Source organism: Novosphingopyxis baekryungensis DSM 16222 (assembly GCF_000420305.1).
Lineage (GTDB): Bacteria > Pseudomonadota > Alphaproteobacteria > Sphingomonadales > Sphingomonadaceae > Novosphingopyxis > Novosphingopyxis baekryungensis.
In genome coordinates, this window is the sequence record NZ_ATUR01000002.1 from 507,681 (window position 1) to 530,160 (window position 22,480).

Consider the following 22,480-nt stretch of genomic DNA (forward strand, 5'->3'; position numbering starts at 1 on the left):
TCGCAGCCGATGCCATGCTCAACGGCGTCTTCCTGCTGGGCGCGGCCTTGATCTTTGTGCTGCTGTTCCGGCGTCTCGGGCTAGGCGCGGTGCTGGGCTATCTGGTCGGCGGCATGTTGATCGGCCCGCAGATGCTGGGCCTGGTGGGCGATGCGGATCTGATCCTGAGCTTTGCCGAAATCGGCATCATCCTGCTGCTGTTCCTCGTCGGGCTGGAGCTGTCGCCCAGCCGTCTGTGGCGGATGCGGCGCGATATCTTTGCACTTGGATCGGCGCAGGTCATCATGTGCGGCCTGTCGCTGTTTGCACTGATCCTATGGATCATGGGGTTCACCTGGCAGGCGGCGCTGGTCATCGGTCTGCCGCTGGGCCTCAGTTCCACCGCGCAGGTGCTGCCGCTGCTGCAATCCAAGGGCCGCCTGAAGACCGAATTCGGGCAAAAGAGCTTTTCCATCCTGCTGTTTCAGGATTTATCGATCGTGCCGCTGCTGACCATCGTGGCGGCCCTGTCGCGTGCACCAGTCGAAGCTGGCACACCGCAGGGGTTTCAGCTGGTTATCAATGCGGTCATCGGCATCGCCATCCTGATCGCGGCGGGCAAATTCGTGCTGAACCCGGTGCTCGCGCTGGTCGGGCGCGTGTCGGAGCGTGAGCTGTTCGTGGTCGCGGGGCTGTTCGCGGTCTGCGCCAGCGCCGCGCTGATGGAATATCTGGGCCTTTCGCCCGCGCTCGGTGCGTTCATCGCCGGCGTCATGCTGGCCGAATCGCCTTATCGGCATGAGCTGGAGGCCGATGTGGATCCGTTCCGCTCGATCCTTCTGGGGCTGTTCTTTCTGGCGGTGGGCATGATGCTGGACCTGTCCGTGGTGGCGGCCAATCCGTTGCTGATCATCGGCCTGGCGGCGCTGCTGGTCACGGTGAAGGCGGGCATCATCTACATTCTTGCGCGCCTGTTCGGGCTTGGCAATTCGCCGGCGTTCATCATGGCGCTGCTGCTGAGCCAGGGCGGCGAATTCGGCTTCGTGCTGTTCAGCGAGGCCGAACGCGCCTTGCTGATCGAACCGGCCGCATCCAGTCTGTTCGGCGCGGTGATCACGCTGTCGATGGCAACCACGCCGTTCCTGATGATCCTGGCGGGCAAGGTCGCGACCAAGCGCACCCGCAGCGAGGCTGAATTGGATGATCCAGAAGCCTCGCCCGTAACCTCGGTCATCGTCGTGGGCCATGGCCGTTTTGGCCAGACCGCCGCGCAGATCATCCAGGCATCCGGGCGCGATGTGACGATCATCGATATCAAGCCGGATCAGATCGATTTGTCCGGCGAGTTCGGACGTAAAATTTTCTATGGGGATGGCACGCGGGTGGATCTGTTGCGCCGGGCCGGCGCGGCGGAGGCCAGCGCCATCCTGTTCTGCATGGATGACCGGGCACTGGACGCCGATGCGCTGGTGCCGATCCAGGAAACCTTCCCCAAGACCAAGCTGTTCGTGCGTGCCTATGACCGGCGCCAGTCGCTGGCGCTGCAGCCGGCCCGCGGGGTCAAGATCCGGCGCGAGGTGCTGGAAAGCTCGATCTGCCTGGCGCGCGATGCGCTGGAATCGCTGGACTGCGATGCGGACAAGATCGACCGTGTGGTGGAGGAATATCGACGGCGGGATCTGGAGCGAATGCGCATGCAACGCGAATCCGGCGATCTTCATGCCGGATCGCATATGAGCTTTGGCGGCGAGGATTCAGCCCATTTCGATCCGCGAAAGGTGCAGGGCTAGGCCAGGGTCACGCACAGGCCGAACGAGGCCGCGTTCAGCGCGCCCGCTCTGCGTCCAGAAACCGGGCTACATCGTTCAGGTCGACATTCTTGGCGAGCCATGTCTGCCCGATGCCGCGTGCCAGCAGGAAGGGCAGGGTGCCGCCAGCCATCTTCTTGTCGTGGCGCATATGGTCGACCAGCGTCGCACCATCGGTGTCGCTGTCCGCCTCCAGCAGCGTGACCGGCAGCGCGCTGGCGGACAGCAGCGCGGCGGCGCGCTGCGCATCCTCTGCCGGGCACTCCCCACGGTGGACCGAATAGCGAAAAGCCAGCGCCATGCCGGCGGCGACTGCTTCTCCGTGCAGCAGCCGTTTGGAAAAACCGGTCTCGGCTTCCAGGGCGTGCCCGAATGTATGCCCGAGGTTCAATAACGCCCGCACGCCGGTCGTCTCGCGCTCGTCCTCGGCCACGATCCGGGCCTTGGCGCGCACGGCTTTCTCGATGGCTGTCTGACGAATGGCGAGATCGCCGGCAAAGAAAGCGGCGCGGTTGTCCTCGCACCAGGCAAAGAAGTCTGCATCGTCGATCAGGCCATATTTGACGACTTCCGCCCAGCCGGCGCGCAGTTCTCGCGCAGGGAGGGTGGCCAGTACCTTGGGGTCGATTAGCACGAAGGCGGGCTGGTGGAATGCGCCGACCAGATTCTTGCCCGCACCGGTGTTGATCGCAGTCTTGCCGCCCACGCTGCTATCGACCTGCGCCAGCAAGCTGGTGGGGAGCTGCACGAAATTGCAGCCGCGCTTGGCGATGGCGGCGGCAAATCCGGTCAGATCGCCGACCACGCCGCCGCCCAGCGCCAGAATATGATCGCCGCGCTCCACGCCGCGATCGAGCAGCCAGTCGAGCAGCCGTTCCAGCCAGGTCCAACTCTTGGCGCCTTCGCCCTGCGGCACGGTAAACAGATCGAGCGTGATATCGCAGGCGGCCAGACCCTGTTTCAGCGGTTCCAGCCAATGCGCGGCCACGCCCTCATCGGTCACGCCGATCAGTCGGCCAGCGCGGGCATAGCCTGCCAGATGCGTGCCGATATCATCGAATGCGCCGGGCGCGATCAGGATGTCATAGGGCGCGCCCGCCAGATCGACCGAGACCCGGGTCATGCCGCGATCGCCTGCAAAACGGCGCCGACCGTGCGGTCATGGGGCGCGTTTTCGCTCTGCACATGATGATCGGCCTGCGCATAGAAATCGCGCCTTTTTGCCATGAGCTCGGTCAGCACCTGCGCAGGATCCCGCCCCTGCAGCAAGGGCCGGGTGCCACGGCGGCCGACCCGCTCCACCAGAGTCTCGATGGGGGCATCGAGCCAGATCGAGACGCCCCGCGCCAGGATGAGCGCGCGGGTCTCATCATCGCAAAAGGCCCCGCCGCCGGTGGCAATGACGATCCGGTCGCGCTCCATCAGCCGTGCGATCACGCGCCGTTCCCCATCGCGAAAATAGGGCTCGCCATAGCTTTCGAAAATTTCCGTCACGCTCATATTGGCTGCCAGTTCTATTTCCTCGTCCGCATCCGCGAAATCATAATGCAGCCGCGTGGCCAGCCGCCGCCCAATCGTGGATTTGCCCACGCCCATCATGCCGACGAGCACGATGGGCTGATGGGGGCGCGGCACCGGTCTTGCGGTTGCAGGGGCATCATTCGAAAGCATTGCAGCCCCGGCTATAGATCGGCTAGGCGCTGGGCAAAGCTTTTTGGGATGATCATGCAATATAGAAGCAGACGTGAGCGCGCCGCAGGCCGCATGAAACTGGTCGCCATTCTGGCCGTGGCCGCCGTAATCGGGCTTCTGGCCTGGTTCTGGTCCATGGGCGGCGAACAGCCGGTGACGATGATGAACGAGCCTGTCACCACCGCGCAGCAAGACGGCTGACGATGCGCAGGGCGGCAAAATGGACGGCGCTGGCCGCTGCGACCAGTCTTGGTGCCGTTGCGCTATCGACCATGCCGGCCCTGGGGCAGCAGCAAGAGGGCCCGGAATCGCTGCTTCCGCCCGGTTTCGGCAGCCCTCCGCCGCCACCCGCACCGGCCCCGCCGCCGCCGCCTTCCGGCGCATCGACCCCGCGCGCCAATCCCGGCTCCGCGCCCGCCGCGACCACACCGTTGACGCCGCCGCCCCCGCCATCATCGACGCCATCGGCGGCGCCCCCGGCACCGTCTCCGGCCCCGCCGCCGGAAGAGGACGTGCTGGATCCCGACGATTTCCAGATCAAATACGACATTCCGCCGGAACAGCGCCGGTCGCTCGATCAGATCGGCTTTCTGAGTGAGCGGGAAGGTGGATTGCCCGTGGATGCCTATGGCCGCACGGGCGGCGCATTTCTGAACGGTCTGGTGCGGCGCACGCGCGGGCCGCTCATATCGCGCTGGGGCACGATCATGGCCCGGCGCGCGCTGGTCAGCCGAACGCTGACGCCGGAGAATGTGAACGGTGCAGACTGGGCCGCAGCCCGTGCCTGGCTGCTGCTGCGAATGGGGGAGACGGTTGGCGCGCGCACGCTGGTGCAGCAGATCGATGCCGCCGACTATACCAACCGACTATATGAAGTGGCCATGCCGGTGTTCATGGCGTCCGCCGATCCGGCCGGACTATGTTCGGTGGCCGATGCAGCCACGCAGGCGCTGAAGAGCAATGAGTGGCGCACCGCCCGTGCGATCTGCGCGGGTCTATCCGGGGAACAGGGCCGGGCAAGCGCGCTGCTGACCGAGACGCGGCGGCGCGGTTGGGCCAGCGGGGTGGATTATCTGCTCGCCCAGAAAATCATCGGCGCCGGCTTCAACGGTCGCCGCGCCGTGACCATCGAATGGGATGACGTGCAGGGGCTCAACGCCTGGCGCTATGGACTGGCCGTGGCCACGGGCGTGGAGCCGCCCAGCAACCTGTACAATGGCTATGGGCGGCAGGTGAGCGGCTGGCGCGTGCTGTCTGCCGCGCTGCCTGTGCCATCGCGCATTCAGGCCGCCGACGGGGCTGCCGCGCTCGGCACGATCAGCAACGCGGCGATGGTCGATCTCTATGCGCAGGCTTATGGCGATGATGATGTCGGGGACGATATCGCGGCGCGTGTATCGCTTCTGGAAACCGCCTATGCCGGGCGCAACCAGTCGCGCCGAATGGGCGCCCTGCGCGACATCTGGGCGCGCGGAGACGATGACGCCGCCTATTCCATGCTGGTGCTCACCGCGCGCGCCGCCGCGCTGATCCGCCCCGCCGAAGACCTGAACGACGATGCGAGCAATCTGATTGCCGCGATGCTGACCGCCGGGCTCGATACGCAGGCCGATAGCTGGGGGACGATCGTTGACGAAGGAAGCCTCGGCTGGGCGCTGCTGGCCGTTGGTTCTCCGCGAAGCCGGTCATTCGATGCCGGCACGATCGAGGGATTTGCGGACGCGTCCGGGCGGCAGAAGGGCCGTCTGCTGGCTGCCGGTCTGGCCGGGCTGCAGCGGCTGTCTGCCGATGAGCGCAGCGATATCGAAGAACGGCTGGGTTTCAGCCTGAGCCCGCAAAATGTCTGGACGCGCGCCATCGATGGCGCGGCGCGGCGCGGTGAGCAGGGGACGGTATCCTTGCTGGCGGCGGCTGGATTGCAGGGTTCCGGCTGGTCCGCCATGCCCGCGGCGCAGCTCTTTCATATCGTGAGCGCATTGCGGCAGGTGGGCATGGAGGCCGAGGCGCGCATGATTGCCGCCGAAGCCGTCACGCGTGGCTGAAGCACCGGTCAGCGAAGTTACCGAACAGCGCGATCGCGCGGCGATCGATGCCTTTTTGTCGATGTGCGCTGCCGAACGCGGCCTCGCCGCCAACAGCATCGCCGCCTATCGCACCGATCTGATGCAGGCATCCGAGCTGTTGGCTGGCAGGCTGACGGTGGCCGACAGCGAATTGCTGGGCACGCTGGCGGCAGAATGGCGCGCATTGGCCGCATCGAGCGTTGCGCGCAAATGTTCGGCCCTGCGCCATTTCTACGGCTTCCTGCTGGACGAGAATCTGCGGGAGGATGATCCCTCGCCCGCCTTGCCCAAGCCCGGCCTGCAGCGGCCTTTGCCCAAAATACTCGAAAAGCAGGACGTCGACCGGCTGTTCACGCAGGCCGAGCAGGCCACTGAAATGGAGGGCGCGCCGCCCACAGCCCTGCGCGATCTGGCGCTGCTCGAATTGCTGTACGGCTCCGGTATGCGCGCCACCGAACTGGTTTCGCTGCCGCGCAATGCGCTTCGCAGCGACCAGCCCTTTCTGATCTTGAAGGGCAAGGGTGGCAAGGAGCGGCTGGTGCCTTTGTCCGATCGTGCACGGCTGGTGGCGGCGCGGTGGCGCAATCTGGTCGATAGCGATCAGCCCTGGCTGTTCCCGTCGCGCACGGGCCATATCTCGCGCATTCGCCTTTTCCAGATCGTGCGCGCGCTGGCCGGAAAGGCGGGGATCGATCCGGCGCGCGTAAGCCCGCATGTGCTGCGCCATGCCTTTGCCACGCATTTGCTCGCGGGCGGCGCGGACCTGAGGGCCCTGCAAACCATGCTGGGGCATGCGGATATCGCGACGACGCAGATCTACACCCATGTCGAATCCAGCCATCTCGTGGCGCTGGTGAACGAACGCCACCCCTTGGCACGGCGCGCGGGACAGACTAACCGCCAGCCATGACGAGCTATCTTGAATTCGAAAAACCCATTGCGGAACTGGAATCGCGCATCGCCGATTTGCGAGAGACGGCGAATGGTGAAATCAATATCGATGCCGAAGTCGCCAAGCTTCAGGACAAGGTCGATAGGCAAATCCGCGCGGTCTATGGCAAGCTGACCCCGTGGCAGAAGACGATGGTCGCGCGTCATCCAGAGCGCCCCCATTTCAAGCATTATGTCGCCGGACTGTTCGATGAGTTCGTGCCGTTGGCCGGTGACCGGGCCTTTGGCGACGATCAGGCGATCCTGGGCGGATTTGCCCGCAAGGGCGATACGCGGCTGATGGTGATCGGGCATGAAAAAGGGGACGATACCCAGTCCCGCCTGAAGCATAATTTCGGCATGGGTAAACCGGAAGGGTATCGCAAGGCGATCCGCCTGATGGACCTGGCCGATCGATTCGGCCTGCCGGTGGTGACCCTGATCGATACCGCGGGCGCTTTCCCGGGCATTCAGGCCGAGGAACGGGGCCAGGCGGAAGCGATTGCACGGTCGACCGAACATTGCCTCGCGCTCGGCGTGCCACTGGTGGCCATGGTGCTGGGCGAAGGCGGATCGGGCGGCGCGGTGGCGCTCGCTGCGGCGGACAGGGTGTTGATGATGGAGCATGCCGTCTATTCAGTCATCTCGCCGGAAGGCTGCGCCTCGATCCTGTGGCGGACGGGCGACAAGGCGGACGAAGCGGCTGCGGCGATGCGGATCACCGCGTCCGATCTGAAATCGCTGGGTGTGGTCGATCAGGTGATCGAGGAGCCGCTGGGCGGCGCGCACCGCGATCATGCCGGCACTATCGCCAATATCGGCGAGGCACTGTTCTCGTCACTCGGCGCGTTGGACGGGATTGCGCCAGCCGATCTGCGTACCCGGCGGCAGGACAAATATCTGCGTATCGGCGTGGTCTGACCATATCCCGCCACGCTTCCGGCCTTGCCAGAGCGATAGAAGAGTCGAGCGAGCTGGTCTGCTACGACAGGCGCAACCTGTTACGGTTAGGGAACGTTTTTGCGTGCCATGCCGTTTCCTCCTCATAAAATCAGAGGAGGAATAACGATGCGTTTCTATCGTGGAATTTTGGCGAGCGGCGTGGCCGCGCTTTCCCTTACGGCTTGCACCAGCACCGGCTATAGCGATCCGATCACGGCTGGCGATCCGGTCTCGGTCCAGCCGGTGACCCCGCAGGCGCGGCAGCAAGGGCAGCAGGCATATAGCGAAATCGTCCCGCAATTTGGCGGTTTGTATACCCAGGGCAATGAAGCTGGCTATGTCACCAATGTCGGCCGCAAGATTGCCGTGCAGTCTGGCCTTGCCGGCAGCGAAAGCGCGTTCACGATCTCGCTGCTCAATTCGCCGGTCAACAACGCCTTCGCCACCCCGGGTGGTTATGTGTACATCACGCGGCAACTTGTGGCGCTTGCCAATGACGAGGCCGAAATGGCTGGCGTGCTTGGCCATGAAGTAGGCCATGTCGCTGCCGATCATGCCGGCGATCGTCAAAAGGCTTCCTCCCGCGCCGGTCTGGCCGGAATCCTGGGCCAGGTCGTCGGCGGCCTGTTGGGCGATAGTGGCCTGCTCGGCTCCCTTGGTGGTGCGATCCAGAATTACGCGCCGGCTGTGGCGCAGCTTTATACATTGAGCTATTCGCGCGGGCAGGAGGAACAGGCGGACGATCTTGGCATCCGTTACCTCTCGCAGGCTGGCTATGATCCCACGGCGCTGTCCGACATGCTGGGGTCTCTGGCTGCGCAGACGGTGATTGATCAGCGTGCAGCGGGGCAAGATGCCCGCTCGGTACCGGAATGGGCCAGCACCCACCCCGATCCGGCACGCCGCGTCGTGCGCGCGCAGCAGATCGCGCAGACCTATGCACCGGGCGGTCTGCGCAACCGGGCGCAGCATCTCGCGACCATCGACGGTCTGCTATACGGGGACGATCCGAAACAGGGTGTGATCGAGGGGCAAAACTTCCTGCACCCTGATCTGCGGCTGCAGTTCTCGGTGCCGCAGGGCTATGGCATGAGCAACAGTGCCAGCGCGGTATCGATCCAGGGCCAGAACGGTCAGGCGCAGTTCACGACCGCTCCATTCAGTGGCGATCTGTCCAATTATATCACCAGCGCACTGCAGAAGATCGCCGGGAATACGCAGCTGCAGGCCGGTCAGGTGCAACGCACCACGGTAAACGGTATTCCCGCCGCTTATCAGGTGGCGCGTGCCAATACGCAAAATGGGCAGGTGGATGTAACCGTGTTCGCGTACCAGTTCTCGGGCACGCAGGCGTATCATTTCGTCACGATCACGCCGGTCGGCAGCAATGCCTTTGCGCCGATGTTCCAGAGCATGTCACGCCTCAGCGCGCAGGATGCCGCCAGGATCACGCCGCGTCGTATCGACATCGTGACGGCGCAGAGCGGCGATACTGTAACCAGCCTCGCACGGCGCATGGCCTATAGCAATTTGCAGGCGGAACGCTTCATGGCCCTGAACGGCATGACCGGAAACACGGCGCTCCAGGCGGGGCAGCAGTATAAGATTGTAGTCAGGTAACTGCACAGCGCGCAAAAAAGGCGGCGGCACATCGTGCCGCCGCCTCTTCACGCAAACTAACGTCGCGACTATTACGTCGTAGGCGCCTTCGCCGTGAGCGAGTTGTTCACGGTGTTGAACGTGTTGTTCAGGTTGGTGCCCAGCGACGTCATCGCGGTGATGGCTGCTACGGCGATGAGCGCTGCGATCAGGCCATATTCAATGGCCGTCGCGCCCTCTTCATTCTTGATAAGCTTCTTGAAATTCTTCACGTCTGATCTCCTTGCGTCTGCTCTGAAAGCTCCCCGTCAAACCGGATATGCATGTGGTCCAACGCTTCTAATGTTGGCAGAAAAGCGATAATTTTTTCTTAAGAGGGCTGGGCCTTTCCGGTGGCGGCCACAATGTCCGTGGAAACGCCGTTCCAAATGCCGATGGTGGTATCGCTCATGGCCGCCATACTGGCGATCATGGCGATGACGACCAGAGACGCAATCAACCCATATTCGACGGCGGTCGCACCGTCCTCTTCACGGGTCAGTCGATCGATCAGCGTTTTCATGAACGTTTCTGCCTGGCCAGGAGTTTTGAACGCCCAAAGCCTCGCAAATTAACATGAAGAAGGAATTAAATCTGACTGCGGAACAGAGCAAAAAAACCGTCGCACTGTTGGTGGTCGCCGGCGCGCTGATTGACGCCGACGGAAACATCCTGCTGCAACAACGCCCGGCTGGCAGCGACCATGCCGGGCTGTGGGAATTCCCCGGCGGAAAGGTTGAGGCAGGCGAAACGGCAGCACAGGCCCTAGGCCGCGAACTTTGCGAGGAGATCGGCATAAAAATAGACCCGGCTGCCATATCGGAGCTGGGATTCGCCGACGAACCGCTTGGTCCGCGCAATCTGATTTTGCTTCTCTACGCATGCCGTCGGTGGGCGGGAACGCCCGCGCCGCTACAGGCCGGAGCGCAACTGAGCTGGTGTGCGCCGAAATCATTGTTGGATCTGCCGATGCCGCCGGCAGATCGCAAATTGCGCGGCGTGCTACTCCGCTTTCTTGCCACCACCGCCTAGCGCGTCGGCCAGCGAGACCGTAGCGCTTCCGCGCCGTGCCGGTTTCGCTTGATCGGGACTTGGCGCCCAACCGCTCAGCGCAATAATGTCCAGTTGTTCGGACGCCTTGCCGTCCGGTTCGCAGGCGGCGTTCCAATAATCCAGAAGCCGCGCGATCCCCGCCTTTCCTGGCACAGTCCGCGGGCCGGACAGCGCATTTCCAATACCCGCCTCCCGGATGTCCTGGACCAACCGCATGGGGTCGGCATAGCGCAAGGTAAGGCGATCGCCGTCTGCCACGGGCATGGTAAATCCTGCCCGGGCCAGCAGATCGCCAGCAGACCGCACGTCGATCTGCGGATGAATATGCGCGCCCGTCCGCGCTCCATCGGCGGCAATCATGCACCTTTTCAGCAAAGAAAGGCTGCCCGCACCGAACATCGAGCCAAGAAAAAGGCCGTCCGGACGTAATATGCGACGGAACTGGATAAAGGCCCCGGGCAGGTCGTTCACGCTGTCCAGGGTGCCAGCCGAAATAATCAGATCGAACGAGCCCGGTTCGAACGGGAGCCGATCTTCTTCGCACAAAATATCGCCCGGTTCCGCCTCCCGCTCGCTCAGCGCGGCGACCGTTATTGTCGCCTCTGCCGCAAGCGATAGCAGCGCGCGATAGCGCGCGACCGGCCCGATGAGCAGGATGTCCGTAAAGCCCCGCGACACCGCCGAAAGACGATCCCCCAGATCCTCCGCCATCCAACGCAGAAAGAACGAATCCTGCCCAGCCGATCTGGCACGCAGAGCGCGGCGACGCGCGCGGTCAAAGGGCTGCGGAACATCGGCCATGGCGTCTCTTGCCGGATCGCGGCGCGTGGGACAAGGTGCGGTTCATGGCAAGCTGGAACCCAGTGCTGCGATATGCGGTCGATTTCGCCTTGCCACCGCGCTGCCCGGGATGCGGCTGCGTGCAGGATCGGTCGGACGCTTTTTGCCTGTCCTGCTGGCATCAGATGCGCTTTCTGTCGGCGCCCTGGTGCCATTGTTGCGGCCTGCCGTTCGAACATGAGGTTCCTGGAGAGCCTTTATGCGGTGCCTGTCTGGCCGCGCCCCCACGGTTCGACCTGCTGCGCAGCGCGGTGGCCTATGGCGGTCTCTCCACCGAACTCGTGCTGAAACTGAAATATTCGCGCGCGCTCGGCACGGCCCGCATGATGGCGGGGCATATGGCGCGCCTGCTACCGGACATGCCGGACGATGCGCTTCTGACCCCGGTTCCGCTTCACTGGACCCGGCTGTTTGGCCGTACCTACAATCAGTCAGTTCTGATCGGTCAGGCGCTGGCCAGCCGACTGGACAGGCCGTTCCATCCCGCGCTTCTTACGCGCTGCAAGCGCACGCCGCCGCTGCGTGCCATGGGGGCCAAGGCGCGTGCCCGCGCAGTACAGGGCGCTTTCGCCATGACCGATCGGCAGAAAGCTCTGGCAGCGGGCAGGGCAATCATTCTGGTCGATGACGTGCATACCAGCGGCGCAACCACGAGTGCATGCGCGTCATTGTTGAAACGTAACGGCGCGCGGTGGGTTGGTGTGGTGACCTGGGCAAGAGTGCTATAGACAGCACGCATTATCAGCCCAAAACGCCACAATCAGATGCAGGAAATCGTCCATGAAAAAAGTTGAAATCTACACAAAATTCACCTGCGGTTTCTGCCACCGCGCCAAGTCGCTCTTGAGCGGCAAGGGCGTGACCTTTGACGAATATGACATCACCATGGGCGGCCCCAAGCGCGAGGAGATGCTGGAAAGGTCCGGCGGTGGCAGCACGGTGCCGCAGATTTTCATCGGCGGGGAGCATATCGGCGGGAGCGACGATCTCGCTGCGCTCGAGCGTGCCGGTAAGCTGGACGCCATGCTGGCCGACTGATGCGCCTAGCCCTGTTTCAGATGACCAGCGGCATCTGCGCCGCCGATAATGCTGCAGCCATTGCCGATGCGATGCAGGAAGCGAAAGATGGGGGCGCCCATGCTCTTCTGACCCCGGAGATGGCGTTGGTGCTCGATCGTGACCGCGCGCGCGCGGACGTGCGGCGAGAACAGGAGTATCCAGAAGTCGCCATGTTGCAGGAACAGGCGAAGAAAACCGGCTTGTGGCTGCACCTCGGACTGCCCGTTGCCCATGGAGACAAGCGGCGCAACCGCACGCTGGTGATCAATCCCGAAGGAACGGTGGTTGCTCGCTATGACAAGATTCATCTGTTTGACGTCGATCTCGCCAGCGGTGAAAGCTGGCGCGAATCCAATGTCTATGAGGGCGGCAGCGAGACGATCGTCGTTGCGATGGACGACCTTCAGGCCGGCCTCTCGATCTGCTATGATATACGGTTTCCGGCGCTCTACCGTGCCTTGGCAGAAGGCGGCGCCGATGTGCTGACGATCCCGGCTGCGTTCACCGTCCCCACCGGCCGCGCCCATTGGCACATTCTGGCCCGCGCCCGCGCTATCGAGACCGGTTGTTTCGTGGCCGCCTGCGCGCAATTCGGCGAGCATGAAGACGGGCGAGAAACCTATGGCCACAGTTTGGTGGTCGATCCATGGGGTCATATACTGCTCGATATGCAAGGGCAGGGCGGTGTCGGCTTTGCCGATATCGACCCGAAAGCCATTGATCGCGCCCGCGGCCAGGTGCCGGCACTGCATAATGCCAGACCCATTGCGGCCGCCAAGGCATGCCACGCACCGCACGCCAATTGACCCCCCGCCACCCCGCCCGTAAAAGCACCACGGCGCGCCCGTAGCTCAGTCGGATAGAGCATCAGATTCCTAATCTGGGGGCCACAGGTTCGAATCCTGTCGGGCGCACCATTCCCATTCGATGCTGGGCATGAGTTTCGATGGCTTGCTGTCCGCACGCCCGACCGCGCGTTCCAATGAGTTTGTGGAGCCGCTGATCCGGATGAGGTCTTTGCCAGCATCGGCGGTTGCAGCACCGCAAGATAGCCGCCTTATATCAACCAACCAGACGAGGCCGTTGCTCCGCTGATCTACGAAGTCATCCGTGCCAAATGGCCTGACTACGGCCAGCAACGCTTGGTTCATCAGCGCTCCAATGGATTGAACCTTGTCGGGTGACAGCAGCGCGCGACTTTTGCAGTGGTAAGGAGAGGACGACGGATTCCAAGCAACAGGGGACGTCGGAATTGGCAAACCTACCAGATTTACATGTACACGATCTTCCTGTTGCATCGCAGCATAGTGTTGGTTAGTCTCCTTACCAATCGGATTCGCCCAATGTGGGGCGAAAACCTGATCCGATAAACACCGAAATTTGTAGGCAACGATGCCGCTCGACCGATCCACTTTGGATCATACGTCGTAGCGGTTTTTTTGCGTGCGCTTCGCCTATGCGATCGGAGATTGGCAATGCAATCCAAGAGGCACAGTTCAGCGATGTCGGAAACCCCCGCAATGGGGCTGGCATAGTGGGCACGGAGATTATGATCCTGCCGGGCACGGTCTGGCTCGTGGGCGCTGGGCCGGGCGATCCGGACTTGTTAACCCGAAAGGCCGCGGGGCTCATCGCGGCTGCAGATATCGTCTTCCACGATGCGCTGGTCGGACGCGCGGTGCTCGAACTGATTTCAGCGGATGCCGATCGCGTTTCGGTTGGGAAGCGTTCGGGCCGCCATTCACAGGACCAGCGGACGATCGGCCGACTGGTCACGGACGCCGCCCGCGCCGGCAAGCGCGTGGTGAGACTCAAAGGAGGCGATCCTTCGATTTTCGGACGCGCGAGCGAAGAGATCGATGCGTGCCATTCCGCCGGTATTCCGGTGCGGATCTGCCCCGGTGTCACCGCTGCCAGCGCGGCCGCGGCCGATTTGGGGGTTTCGCTGACCCTGCGCGGTCTGGCGCGGCGCCTGACCTTCGTTACGGCGCATGTCAAAAGCGGCAGCGTGCCCGAAGTCGACTGGGCGGGGCTGGCAGATCCGCAGGCAACCCTTGCTGTCTACATGGGTAAAGCGGCGGCGCCCCATGTCTCGGCCGGACTGATCGCCGCGGGCCTGTCGCCCGATACGCCTGTCGCCCTGGTCGAGAATGCCAGCCTTCCCGGCAGGCTCGGTCTAATCACCCGCCTGGACTTGCTGCCATTGGCGGCAAAATCGGCCTTTCGCGCCGGACCGGCGGTCATCTTGATTGGCGAAGCCTTGCGCAAGGCCGCCTCAACCCATGCAGTCATGCCGTGCGAGATGTCTTATGCAGGAGAGTAACCAAGCCATCGCTGATGATCGATCGTTCATTCGCGCTGCCGAACTCTGGTTGCCGGAGGGCGAAACGCTCAAACCGGGCGGCGGACATTATGGCAATGCCGGAGGCTTCGCCGATGTGACTGCGCGAACAGCATTCGCAAAGGGCGAAGGATTGCCCGGCAAAGCCTGGGAACAAAGGCGAGCCCTGGTCCTCGACCGGTTCAACGGATCCTGTTTCATTCGCCACGAGGCCGCGGAGACCGCCGGGCTGACCTGCGCCGTGGCTTTGCCGATCTTCGCCGACCAGGTCCTCAAAGCCATTCTGGTGGTATTTTGCGGCGGTGATGCTGATCATGTCGGGGCGATCGAGGTCTGGGAAGAGCGGGACGGTCTGCTCCACCTCGATGATGGCTATTACGGGGCTTCCACGGACTTCGCGCAGGCATCGAAGGACGTGACGTTCGCCCGGGGGCAGGGCCTGCCCGGGGGCGTCTGGTCGGCCAGGACGCCGATCCTGATGCGCGACATCGGCGCATCGCAGGGGTTCGTTCGCAGCGACAGCGCAGGAAGGACGGGACTCAAGACAGGATTGGGCATTCCCCTGCCATCGCCTGATGGCAAGGTCAGGGTGGCGACGTTCCTTTCTGCACCGAACACGCCGCTCGCCAGCCGATTCGAGATTTGGGATGCGCGCGAAGAGCGTGTGGGCTCGCAGCGCCGCGCGGTGCGCATCGATGGTATTTGCGAGCGCGAAGGCCCCCTCTGGCCGAAGCTTAACCCGCCGATCGACATCCTTGGCGTCCATCCGTGGCAGGGGCCGATCGGCCAGGTGCTGGGTACCGGCCTGCCGCATGTCGTGGGCAATGGGGTCGCCTTGCCGGCAGGCTATCGCAGCATGGTCGCCGTCCCGATCTATCGCGGCGAAACCCTCGCCTTCATCACCGCCTGGTATCTGTAAAGGAGCGCAGCAATGCAAAAGCTGGTCGTCATCGGCGCGGGCATGGCCTCGGGACGGGTTCTGGAACACCTGTTCGAAGCCGAAGCGCCTTACGAAGTCACGCTGTTCAACGCCGAACCGCGGGGAAATTACAACCGCATCATGCTCTCACCGGTATTGTCGGGCGAGAAGAGTTTTGCGGAAATCGTCACGCATGGCGATGCGTGGTACGATGAACATGCCGTCACCTGCCGCTTCGGAGAAAAGGTGACCGCCATCGACCGGGCCCGCAAGGTTGTCGTCGGCGAAAACGGTGCGGTGCCTTATGACAAGCTGCTGATTGCGACCGGCTCTGCTCCCTTCATCATTCCGCTTCCCGGCCATGACCTGCCTGGCGTCGTCGCCTATCGCGACCTCGAAGACACCAATGCCATGATCGAGGCGTCTGCAAAGCCCGGTTCCAGAGCGGTGGTGATCGGTGGCGGCTTGCTGGGGCTGGAGGCCGCGGCGGGGCTGCGACTGCGCGGAATGGACGTCACGGTGCTGCACCTGATGGGCCATCTGATGGAACGTCAGCTCGACGAAGCCGCCGGATACCTGCTGAAGCAAGACCTGGAAAAGCGCGGCATCGATGTGATGCTGAACGCAAGCACCAAGGCTATTGAGGGCGATGGCAAGGTCGAGCGCGTCGTCCTTGAAGATGGCACGGTGCTTGAAGCGGACATCGTCTGCATGGCGGTCGGCATCCGTCCTGCCGGACAGATCGGGGCGGACGCCGGGCTGGAATGCGGCAAGGCGATCAAGGTCGACGCGCATATGCGCACCTCCGACCCGGATATTTTCGCGGTCGGCGAATGTGTCGAGTTCGACGGAAATCTCTTCGGCCTCGTCGCCCCGCTTTACGACCAGGCAAGGGTGGTGGCCAAGACGCTGCGCGGTGAGGACGATGTCTTCACCATGCGCGAATTGTCGACCAAACTGAAAGTGACCGGGTGCGACCTGTTCAGCGCCGGCGATTTTGCGCAAGGCGAAGGGCGCGAGGACATCGTGTTCCGCGATCCGGCGCGCGGTATCTACAAGCGACTGGTGATCGAGGATGACCGGCTGGTCGGCGCCGTGCTGTATGGCGACACCGCGGACGGGAACTGGTTCTTCGGGTTGATCAAGGACGAGACATGTATCGAGGAGATGCGCGATACGCTGATCTATGGTCCTGCATTCCAGGGGGGTGGCGCTGCCGGCCAGGACCCTCTGGCAGCCGTTGCAGCATTGCCGCCTGAGGCGGAGATCTGCGGCTGCAACGGCATATGCAAGAACCAGATCGTCGATGCCATTGGCGCCGGGGCGAACACGCTTGAAACGCTGCGGGCGCAGACCAAGGCTTCTGCCTCCTGCGGCACCTGCACGGGGCTGGTCGAGCAATTGCTGGCCGTCACCCTGGGCGACAGTTTCGAAACCGGCGGCGCGAAGCCCGTCTGCGGCTGCACGGAGTTGACGCATGAGGACGTGCGGCGCCTGATCAAGGCGCGGGCTCTTCGCTCGCAAACCGCCGTCTGGCAGGAGCTGGGCTGGCTTACGGTGAACGGCTGCCCCAGCTGCCGTCCGGCGATCAATTTCTACCTGCTGGCCGAATGGCCGCTCGACTATCAGGACGATGCCCAGTCGCGCTTCGTCAACGAGCGCAACCATGCCAACATCCAGAAGGATGGCACATATTCGGTCATGCCGCGCATGTGGGGCGGCATGACCTCGGCGGACGAATTGCTCGCCATCGCAACGGCCGCCAAGAAATATGATGCCGCCGTCAAGGTGACGGGCGGCCAGCGGATCGACCTTCTGGGTATCGAGAAAGATGATCTGCCCGCAATCTGGGCCGATCTCAACGCTGCCGGAATGGTTTCCGGCCACGCCTATTCCAAGGGCTTGCGCACGGTGAAGACCTGTGTCGGTACCGACTGGTGCCGGTTTGGCACGCAGGATTCCACCGGGCTCGGCATCAAGCTGGAAAAGAAGCTGTGGGGCTCCTGGACGCCGCACAAGGTCAAGATGGGCGTATCGGGCTGTCCACGCAATTGCGCGGAGGCAACCTGCAAGGATGTCGGTGTCATCTGCGTGGACTCCGGCTATCAGATTGGTGTCGCGGGCGCCGCGGGCATGGATTTGCGCGAGACCAAGAGACTCGTCGATGTGGCGACGGAGGACGAGGTCATCGAATGGACCACCGCCTTCGTCCAGCTGTATCGCGAAAACGCCAAATATCTCGATCGCCCCTATAAATGGGTCGACAAGGTCGGCCTGGACTGGGTGAAGGACGTCCTGTCCGACCCAGCCGAACGCGCCGCACTGAACGAACGCTTCGAGATATCCCAGTCGGTGTACCGCAAGGACCCGTGGGCCGAGCGCGCGACCGAGCCGGAAGCCAGGAAATTCCAACCTCTTGCCGATCTGACCATGGAGCCTGCCGAATGACCTGGACCGATGTGGGAGCGTTGTCGGATATCCCGCTGCGCGGTGCACGCACGGTGAAGACCGCCAGTGGCTGCGTGGCCATCTTCAGGACCGGGGAGGAGGAATTATTCGCCACCTCCGCCATCTGCGCGCACAAGCGCGGTCCGCTGGCGGAGGGAATGGTGCATGGGCGCAAGGTCACCTGCCCCTTGCACAGCTGGACCTATTCGCTCGAGACCGGGGAGGCGCAGGGCGCCGACAAAGGCTCCATCGCGACCTATCCGGTAAAATATGAGGAAGGTCGCGTGTTGCTGAAACTCGGCGCGCTAGCCGAACAAGCGGCTGCCTGATGGTCGCTGGCGAGGCGAACGACATACGATCGACCTGCCCCTATTGCGGGGTCGGCTGCGGCGTGCTGCTCAAGCCGGACGGTGATGGCGGGCTTTCGGTCAGAGGCGATCCGGACCATCCGAACAACCGCGGGCGCCTGTGTTCCAAAGGCGCGGCACTCGGTGAGACGGTCGGCCTCTCCGAGCGGCAGCTGACCCCGCAGATCGGCGGCCGGAACGCCGAGTGGGACGAGGCGCTTGATCTTGTGGCGGCGCGTTTCATGGACGTGCGCGCCGAGCATGGGCCCGATGCCACCGCATTCTACGTGTCCGGCCAATTGCTCACCGAAGATTATTACGTCGCCAACAAGCTGATGAAGGGCTTCATCGGCAGCGCGAATATCGACACCAACTCCCGCCTGTGCATGGCGTCGTCCGTGGCCGGGCACAAGCGGGCGTTCGGCACCGACACCGTGCCGGGGATCTACGAAGATCTGGAACAGGCGGATCTCGTGGTTCTCGTCGGGTCCAACCTCGCCTGGTGTCATCCTGTGCTCTATCAGCGGATCGCGGCGGCCCGCGAAGCGCGGCCGGAGATGAAGCTCGTCGTCATCGATCCCCGCCGCACGGCCACCAGCGATGGCGCCGATCTGCATCTGCAGCTTGCGATCGGCAGCGATGTGGCGCTGTTCAATGGCCTGCTGGCCGAGATCGCGCGGCAGGGCGCTGCCGATGAGGCCTATGTCGCTGCGCATACCCGGGGTTTCGAGGCAGCGCTTGCGGCTGCCATGGCCGACGACCCCGCCATGACCGGACTTTCCGAAAAAGATATGTCGGCTTTCTTCGACTTGTGGATCGGCAACGAAAAGACGGTCACGCTCTTTAGCCAGGGCGTCAACCAGTCCTCGGCCGGCACCGACAAGGTCAATGCGATCATCAACTGCCATCTTGCGACCGGCCGGATCGGGCGGCCGGGCATGGGGCCGTTTTCCATCACCGGACAACCCAATGCCATGGGTGGCCGCGAAGTCGGCGGACTGGCCAACACGCTCGCCTGTCACCTGGAACTGACCGATCCGGCGCATCGGAAAGCGGTTGCCGATTTCTGGAAAACGCCAACCGTCCCACAGGAGGAGGGGCTGAAAGCGGTCGATATGTTCGATGCCGTGGCGGACGGCCGGATAAAGGCCTTATGGATTGTCCACTCCAATCCCGCCGTCACGATGCCCGATGCCGACCGGGTGCGCCGCGCGATTGCCGCATGCCCGTTCGTCGTCGTTTCCGACATCAGCTTGCGCACCGATACGGCGCGGCTGGCCGACGTGTTCCTGCCGGCAACGGCATGGGCGGAAAAATCCGGCACGGTCACCAATTCGGACCGCACGATCAGTCGTCAGCGCGCCGTGCTGCCCGTGCCCGGCAGCGCGCGGCCCGACTGGAAAATCATGGCCGAAGTGGGCCAGCGCATGGGCTGGCAAGACGCTTTCGACTGGGAGACGCCGGCGGAGATTTTCGATGAGCATGCGCGGCTCTCCGCCATTGCAGGCGAGGCGGGTCTCGATTTCGACATTTCGGCCATGGCCGGCATGGATGCCGCAGCTTATGACCGGATGCTGCCCACGCGCTGGCCGCAGCGGCGTGCCGGGGCCATCGATCGATTTTTTGCCGACGGGAAGTTCTTTCACGCCGACGGGCGCGGCCGGATCGTGCCTGTCTCCTATCGCCCGCCCGCCGCCGTTCCGTCGCGCGAGCGGCCGTTTCAGCTCAACACGGGGCGTTTGCGCGATCAATGGCACACGATGACCCGCACTGCGCTTTCGCCAAGGCTGTCCGCACATTTGCCAGAACCGTTCGTCGATATGCATCCGGACGATGCCACGCAGCTCGGACTTAAACCGGCCGATCTGGTGCGGTTGTCGAACGATTGCGGGACCGCGATCCTGCGCCTGCGCAAGAATGACGACGTCCAGCCCGGAACGCTGTTCGCGCCGATGCACTGGACTGGCGAGAATGCGCCAGCCTCGCGCATTGATGCGCTGGTCGCTTCGGTGACGGACCCGATGTCCGGGCAACCGGAAAGCAAGGCGTCGGTGGTTAGGGCCGAACGGTTCGATGCACGCTGGCACGGCTTTGCGATCGCGCAGGATCGATTTACGCCCCAATGCGACTATTGGGCACTGGCCCGCACCGGCCAGGGCTATCGCGCGGAACTGGCCGGAAGCGCTCGGCCGGACGATTTCGAACGCTGGGCACGCAATCTGTTCGGCCTTCCCAATGCCGCTGCGCAGGTGATGCAGGATGCCGCGCGCGGATCCTTCCGTATAGCCTTTCTGAAAGACGACCTGTTGCTCGCAGCGCTCTATATCGCGCGCAAGCCGATCGCGTTGATGCGGGACTTTCTGACCGGACTTCCGGGAAGCGAGGCGAACTGGGCGCTGGCGGGCCAGTCGCGCGCGGACATGCCCGATCCTGGTCCCATCGTCTGTTCCTGCTTCTCGACCGGTCGCAATACGATCGGCCGCGCCATCGAGGCAGAAGGTCTGTGCACGGTGGAAGCCATCGGCGCGGCGACATCGGCGGGAACGAATTGCGGATCGTGCAAGGCCGAACTCGCACAGATCCTGCGGCGCTTCGCCTCAGCCGAGCCGGTTGATTAGGACCACGGCCATAACCAGTGCGATAAGGGTGGCGATGAGGGCCCAGTTGCGCCACATCTCCTTGGATCCGCGTTCGATGAGGGGGACGAATTCGGTCGATAGCGGCGCGTTCGTTTCCGCCTTTTTCAGATCGGCGATGAATTCCGACATGGCCTGCTGACGCTGGGAGGGCTGCGGGTAAAGGGCCTTGGCCAAGGCCCGCCCCGCGAGCGGGGACAGATCCGGACGTGCGCGCGCGAACGCGCCGCGCATCCGATCCGGGTTTGGCGCTTGTGCCATGTCCCGGCTTTCCCGGTCGAACGGCAATGTGCCGGTCAGCATTTCCCAGGCAATGACCGCTATCGAGAAGAGATCGGACAGATTTTCCGCCTGTTTCCCGGCGAGCAATTCGGGCGCGATATAGTTCAGCGATCCTTCGGGCCATTCCTCGATGGCAGCAGAGCGCAAGTCCGCAAATCCCGTGACCTGCGCCGATCCGAAGTCGATGATTTTTGCGCTACTGTCATCGCCGATGATGATATTTTCAGGTTTGAGATCGCGATGGACGATATCCATCCGGTGAAAGACCCGGGCGGCCGACACGATGGATGCAAGAATCGGTATGATCTCGACCAGCGAAGGATCGGGATGTGCCGCCATCCATTGCCGCAAGGTTCGCCCTTCGACATGTTCCGCCACGAAATAGAGGAAGCGTGTATCCTCCGCCGGTAGGATATGCATGATCTGGCGGTTCTGGATGCGACGCCCGATCCACTGTTCCAGCGTAAAGCCTTCCAGATACCGAAGATCTTCTGCGAAATTCGCGGAGGGCGCCTTGAGCACGAACGTGCCATCGCGATCCGCTCGTTCCACGCGGTAGAGGTGGCTGCGGGGCGAGCTGTGCAAAACCTCGGTCACGCACCATCCGTCCAGCCGGTTGCCCTCACGCAGCACCGGCGGAATGGCGCGGCGTGTCAACCGCCCGTGCGCTTCGGCCAGTGTTTCCGAAGGGAGGCTTTCGATCCGCATGATCAAACAGGAATTATTGTCGCGGCTTCCGGCCTGAAAAGCCTTGTCGCACAGGAGTTTGGAAACCTCTTCCAGGTCTTTGCGGCTGTCCAGGGATGCCTCGCCCAAAAACTGCTCGATCGCGGCGGGTGCGAGTGCGCCGTGAACGCCGTCACTGGTGAGCAGGAAGACATCGCCCGTTTGCATCGGTTCCTGCCGATAGTCGACCCGAATGTCCGCCTCGATCCCAAGCGCCCGAGTCAGAACATCGCCTTGGCCGAGATAGGGCGCGCTGTGATCATCGGTCAGCACGGTCAGCCTGCCATTACGCAGACGATGGCAGCGGGTGTCCCCGACATGCACGATATGCGCCGTCGTCGCTCTTGCGACGATAGCGGTGAAGGTTGTCGCAAAGCCTTGGCTCTCGGCAATGGCGGAACGATTTTGCGAATGAAACCAGCTGTTGAGCGAGGCGAGCAATCGCGCCGCGCAATTCTGGATCGTCCAGCTTTCAGGCGCGTCGTAAAAATCACGGGTGAATTGCATGACCGCCATCTGTGCGGCGCGATCGGCATTCTGGGCCGATGAAAGCCCGTCGGCGATACAAGCGACGACCCCTTTCAGATGACGCTGATACGCATCCTCGGGAACGCGCCCGGCAATCGCATCGTCATTTCGCGGCTTGGTTCCGGCATTGCTGTAGCCGCCAATGACGGCACATAGCGACTGCGAAGGGAGCTGCTCGGGCGTTACCGGGCGGTCAGGGCCCGATATGGCGGCTTCCCTCCGCAAATCGCGTTCGTTGCATGAGATGGG

At 63.3% G+C, this 22,480-nt stretch carries 21 protein-coding genes and 1 tRNA gene; 16 read left to right on the forward strand and 6 right to left on the reverse strand.

Features of this window, described 5'->3' with window-relative positions; all coding sequences use genetic code 11:
* Positions 1-14 precede the first annotated feature (14 nt).
* Complete coding sequence (locus tag G410_RS15295) at positions 15-1,769, forward strand: monovalent cation:proton antiporter-2 (CPA2) family protein (RefSeq protein ID WP_084488931.1); 1,755 nt, start codon at positions 15-17, stop codon at positions 1,767-1,769.
* Between the two features lie 34 nt (positions 1,770-1,803).
* On the opposite strand, the gene aroB is transcribed toward G410_RS15295, so the two are convergent.
* Both aroB and G410_RS0102515 read right to left on the reverse strand, forming a co-directional pair.
* Complete coding sequence (aroB, locus tag G410_RS0102510) at positions 1,804-2,910, reverse strand: 3-dehydroquinate synthase (protein WP_022672088.1); 1,107 nt, start codon at positions 2,908-2,910, stop codon at positions 1,804-1,806.
* Positions 2,907-3,458, reverse strand: a complete 552-nt coding sequence (locus tag G410_RS0102515) for a shikimate kinase (RefSeq protein WP_022672089.1) — start codon at positions 3,456-3,458, stop codon at positions 2,907-2,909. The genes aroB and G410_RS0102515 overlap by 4 nt, the downstream gene beginning before the upstream one ends.
* Positions 3,459-3,551: 93 nt before the next feature.
* On the opposite strand from G410_RS0102515, the gene G410_RS18365 reads away from it, so the two are divergent.
* The 5 genes from G410_RS18365 (at position 3,552) to G410_RS0102540 (ending at position 9,034) form a co-directional block, all read left to right on the forward strand.
* The gene (locus tag G410_RS18365) at positions 3,552-3,680 is read left to right on the forward strand and encodes a hypothetical protein (protein WP_281163327.1); all 129 of its coding nucleotides are present in this window, start codon (positions 3,552-3,554) and stop codon (positions 3,678-3,680) included.
* Between the two features lie 2 nt (positions 3,681-3,682).
* Positions 3,683-5,521, forward strand: a complete 1,839-nt coding sequence (locus tag G410_RS0102525; protein ID WP_022672091.1) for a hypothetical protein — start codon at positions 3,683-3,685, stop codon at positions 5,519-5,521.
* A 61-nt stretch (positions 5,522-5,582) separates the two neighbouring features.
* Positions 5,583-6,452 (forward strand): tyrosine recombinase, encoded by an 870-nt coding sequence (locus tag G410_RS0102530; protein WP_051137193.1) that lies wholly within the window; start codon positions 5,583-5,585, stop codon positions 6,450-6,452.
* The gene (locus G410_RS0102535; protein WP_022672093.1) at positions 6,449-7,393 is read left to right on the forward strand and encodes an acetyl-CoA carboxylase carboxyltransferase subunit alpha; all 945 of its coding nucleotides are present in this window, start codon (positions 6,449-6,451) and stop codon (positions 7,391-7,393) included. The genes G410_RS0102530 and G410_RS0102535 overlap by 4 nt, the downstream gene beginning before the upstream one ends.
* Positions 7,394-7,540: 147 nt before the next feature.
* Positions 7,541-9,034 carry a M48 family metalloprotease gene (locus tag G410_RS0102540; RefSeq protein WP_022672094.1) on the forward strand — a complete coding sequence of 498 codons (1,494 nt, stop codon included), beginning with the start codon at positions 7,541-7,543 and terminating at the stop codon, positions 9,032-9,034.
* 71 nt (positions 9,035-9,105) lie between these two features.
* Here the strand turns inward: G410_RS0102540 and G410_RS0102545 are convergent, their stop codons facing one another.
* Both G410_RS0102545 and G410_RS0102550 read right to left on the reverse strand, forming a co-directional pair.
* Positions 9,106-9,285 (reverse strand): Flp family type IVb pilin, encoded by a 180-nt coding sequence (locus tag G410_RS0102545; RefSeq protein ID WP_022672095.1) that lies wholly within the window; start codon positions 9,283-9,285, stop codon positions 9,106-9,108.
* A 98-nt stretch (positions 9,286-9,383) separates the two neighbouring features.
* Positions 9,384-9,575: a Flp family type IVb pilin gene (locus tag G410_RS0102550; protein ID WP_022672096.1), complete on the reverse strand. Its 192-nt coding sequence runs from the start codon at positions 9,573-9,575 to the stop codon at positions 9,384-9,386.
* Positions 9,576-9,628: 53 nt separating this feature from the next.
* Between G410_RS0102550 and G410_RS0102555 the strand changes: the two genes are divergently transcribed.
* On the forward strand, positions 9,629-10,084 hold the full coding sequence (locus G410_RS0102555) for a (deoxy)nucleoside triphosphate pyrophosphohydrolase (protein ID WP_022672097.1): 456 nt from the start codon (positions 9,629-9,631) through the stop codon (positions 10,082-10,084).
* Here the strand turns inward: G410_RS0102555 and G410_RS0102560 are convergent.
* Entirely contained in the window at positions 10,055-10,906 is an 852-nt protein-coding gene (locus G410_RS0102560; RefSeq protein ID WP_022672098.1) for a methyltransferase domain-containing protein, read from the reverse strand. The two genes, G410_RS0102555 and G410_RS0102560, sit on opposite strands and share 30 nt — an antisense overlap.
* A 44-nt stretch (positions 10,907-10,950) precedes the next feature.
* Here G410_RS0102560 and G410_RS0102565 point away from each other — a divergent pair, with 44 nt between their 5' ends.
* The 9 genes from G410_RS0102565 (at position 10,951) to G410_RS0102605 (ending at position 20,677) form a co-directional block, all read left to right on the forward strand.
* Positions 10,951-11,673, forward strand: a complete 723-nt coding sequence (locus G410_RS0102565) for a ComF family protein (protein WP_028970977.1) — start codon at positions 10,951-10,953, stop codon at positions 11,671-11,673.
* 52 nt (positions 11,674-11,725) lie between these two features.
* Positions 11,726-11,983 (forward strand): glutaredoxin 3, encoded by a 258-nt coding sequence (gene grxC / locus G410_RS0102570; protein WP_022672100.1) that lies wholly within the window; start codon positions 11,726-11,728, stop codon positions 11,981-11,983.
* Positions 11,983-12,810 carry a carbon-nitrogen hydrolase family protein gene (locus G410_RS0102575; RefSeq protein ID WP_022672101.1) on the forward strand — a complete coding sequence of 276 codons (828 nt, stop codon included), beginning with the start codon at positions 11,983-11,985 and terminating at the stop codon, positions 12,808-12,810. The genes grxC and G410_RS0102575 overlap by 1 nt, the downstream gene beginning before the upstream one ends.
* Before the next feature lie 34 nt (positions 12,811-12,844).
* Positions 12,845-12,921 (forward strand) — tRNA-Arg (locus G410_RS0102580).
* A gap of 632 nt (positions 12,922-13,553) precedes the next feature.
* A complete protein-coding gene (gene cobA, locus G410_RS15300; protein ID WP_022672102.1) occupies positions 13,554-14,327 on the forward strand; it encodes a uroporphyrinogen-III C-methyltransferase in 774 nt (257 codons plus the stop codon).
* Positions 14,328-14,478: 151 nt separating this feature from the next.
* On the forward strand, positions 14,479-15,264 hold the full coding sequence (locus G410_RS0102590) for a hypothetical protein (protein ID WP_211214983.1): 786 nt from the start codon (positions 14,479-14,481) through the stop codon (positions 15,262-15,264).
* Positions 15,265-15,276: 12 nt separating this feature from the next.
* Positions 15,277-17,712, forward strand: a complete 2,436-nt coding sequence (gene nirB / locus G410_RS0102595; RefSeq protein WP_022672104.1) for a nitrite reductase large subunit NirB — start codon at positions 15,277-15,279, stop codon at positions 17,710-17,712.
* Positions 17,709-18,041, forward strand: coding sequence for a nitrite reductase small subunit NirD (nirD, locus tag G410_RS0102600; RefSeq protein WP_022672105.1), 333 nt, complete (start codon positions 17,709-17,711; stop codon positions 18,039-18,041). The genes nirB and nirD overlap by 4 nt, the downstream gene beginning before the upstream one ends.
* Positions 18,041-20,677: a nitrate reductase gene (locus G410_RS0102605; protein WP_022672106.1), complete on the forward strand. Its 2,637-nt coding sequence runs from the start codon at positions 18,041-18,043 to the stop codon at positions 20,675-20,677. The genes nirD and G410_RS0102605 overlap by 1 nt, the downstream gene beginning before the upstream one ends.
* On the opposite strand, the gene G410_RS0102610 is transcribed toward G410_RS0102605, so the two are convergent.
* Complete coding sequence (locus tag G410_RS0102610) at positions 20,657-22,456, reverse strand: bifunctional protein-serine/threonine kinase/phosphatase (RefSeq protein ID WP_028970978.1); 1,800 nt, start codon at positions 22,454-22,456, stop codon at positions 20,657-20,659. The two genes, G410_RS0102605 and G410_RS0102610, sit on opposite strands and share 21 nt — an antisense overlap.
* Between the last annotated feature and the right edge of the window lie 24 nt (positions 22,457-22,480).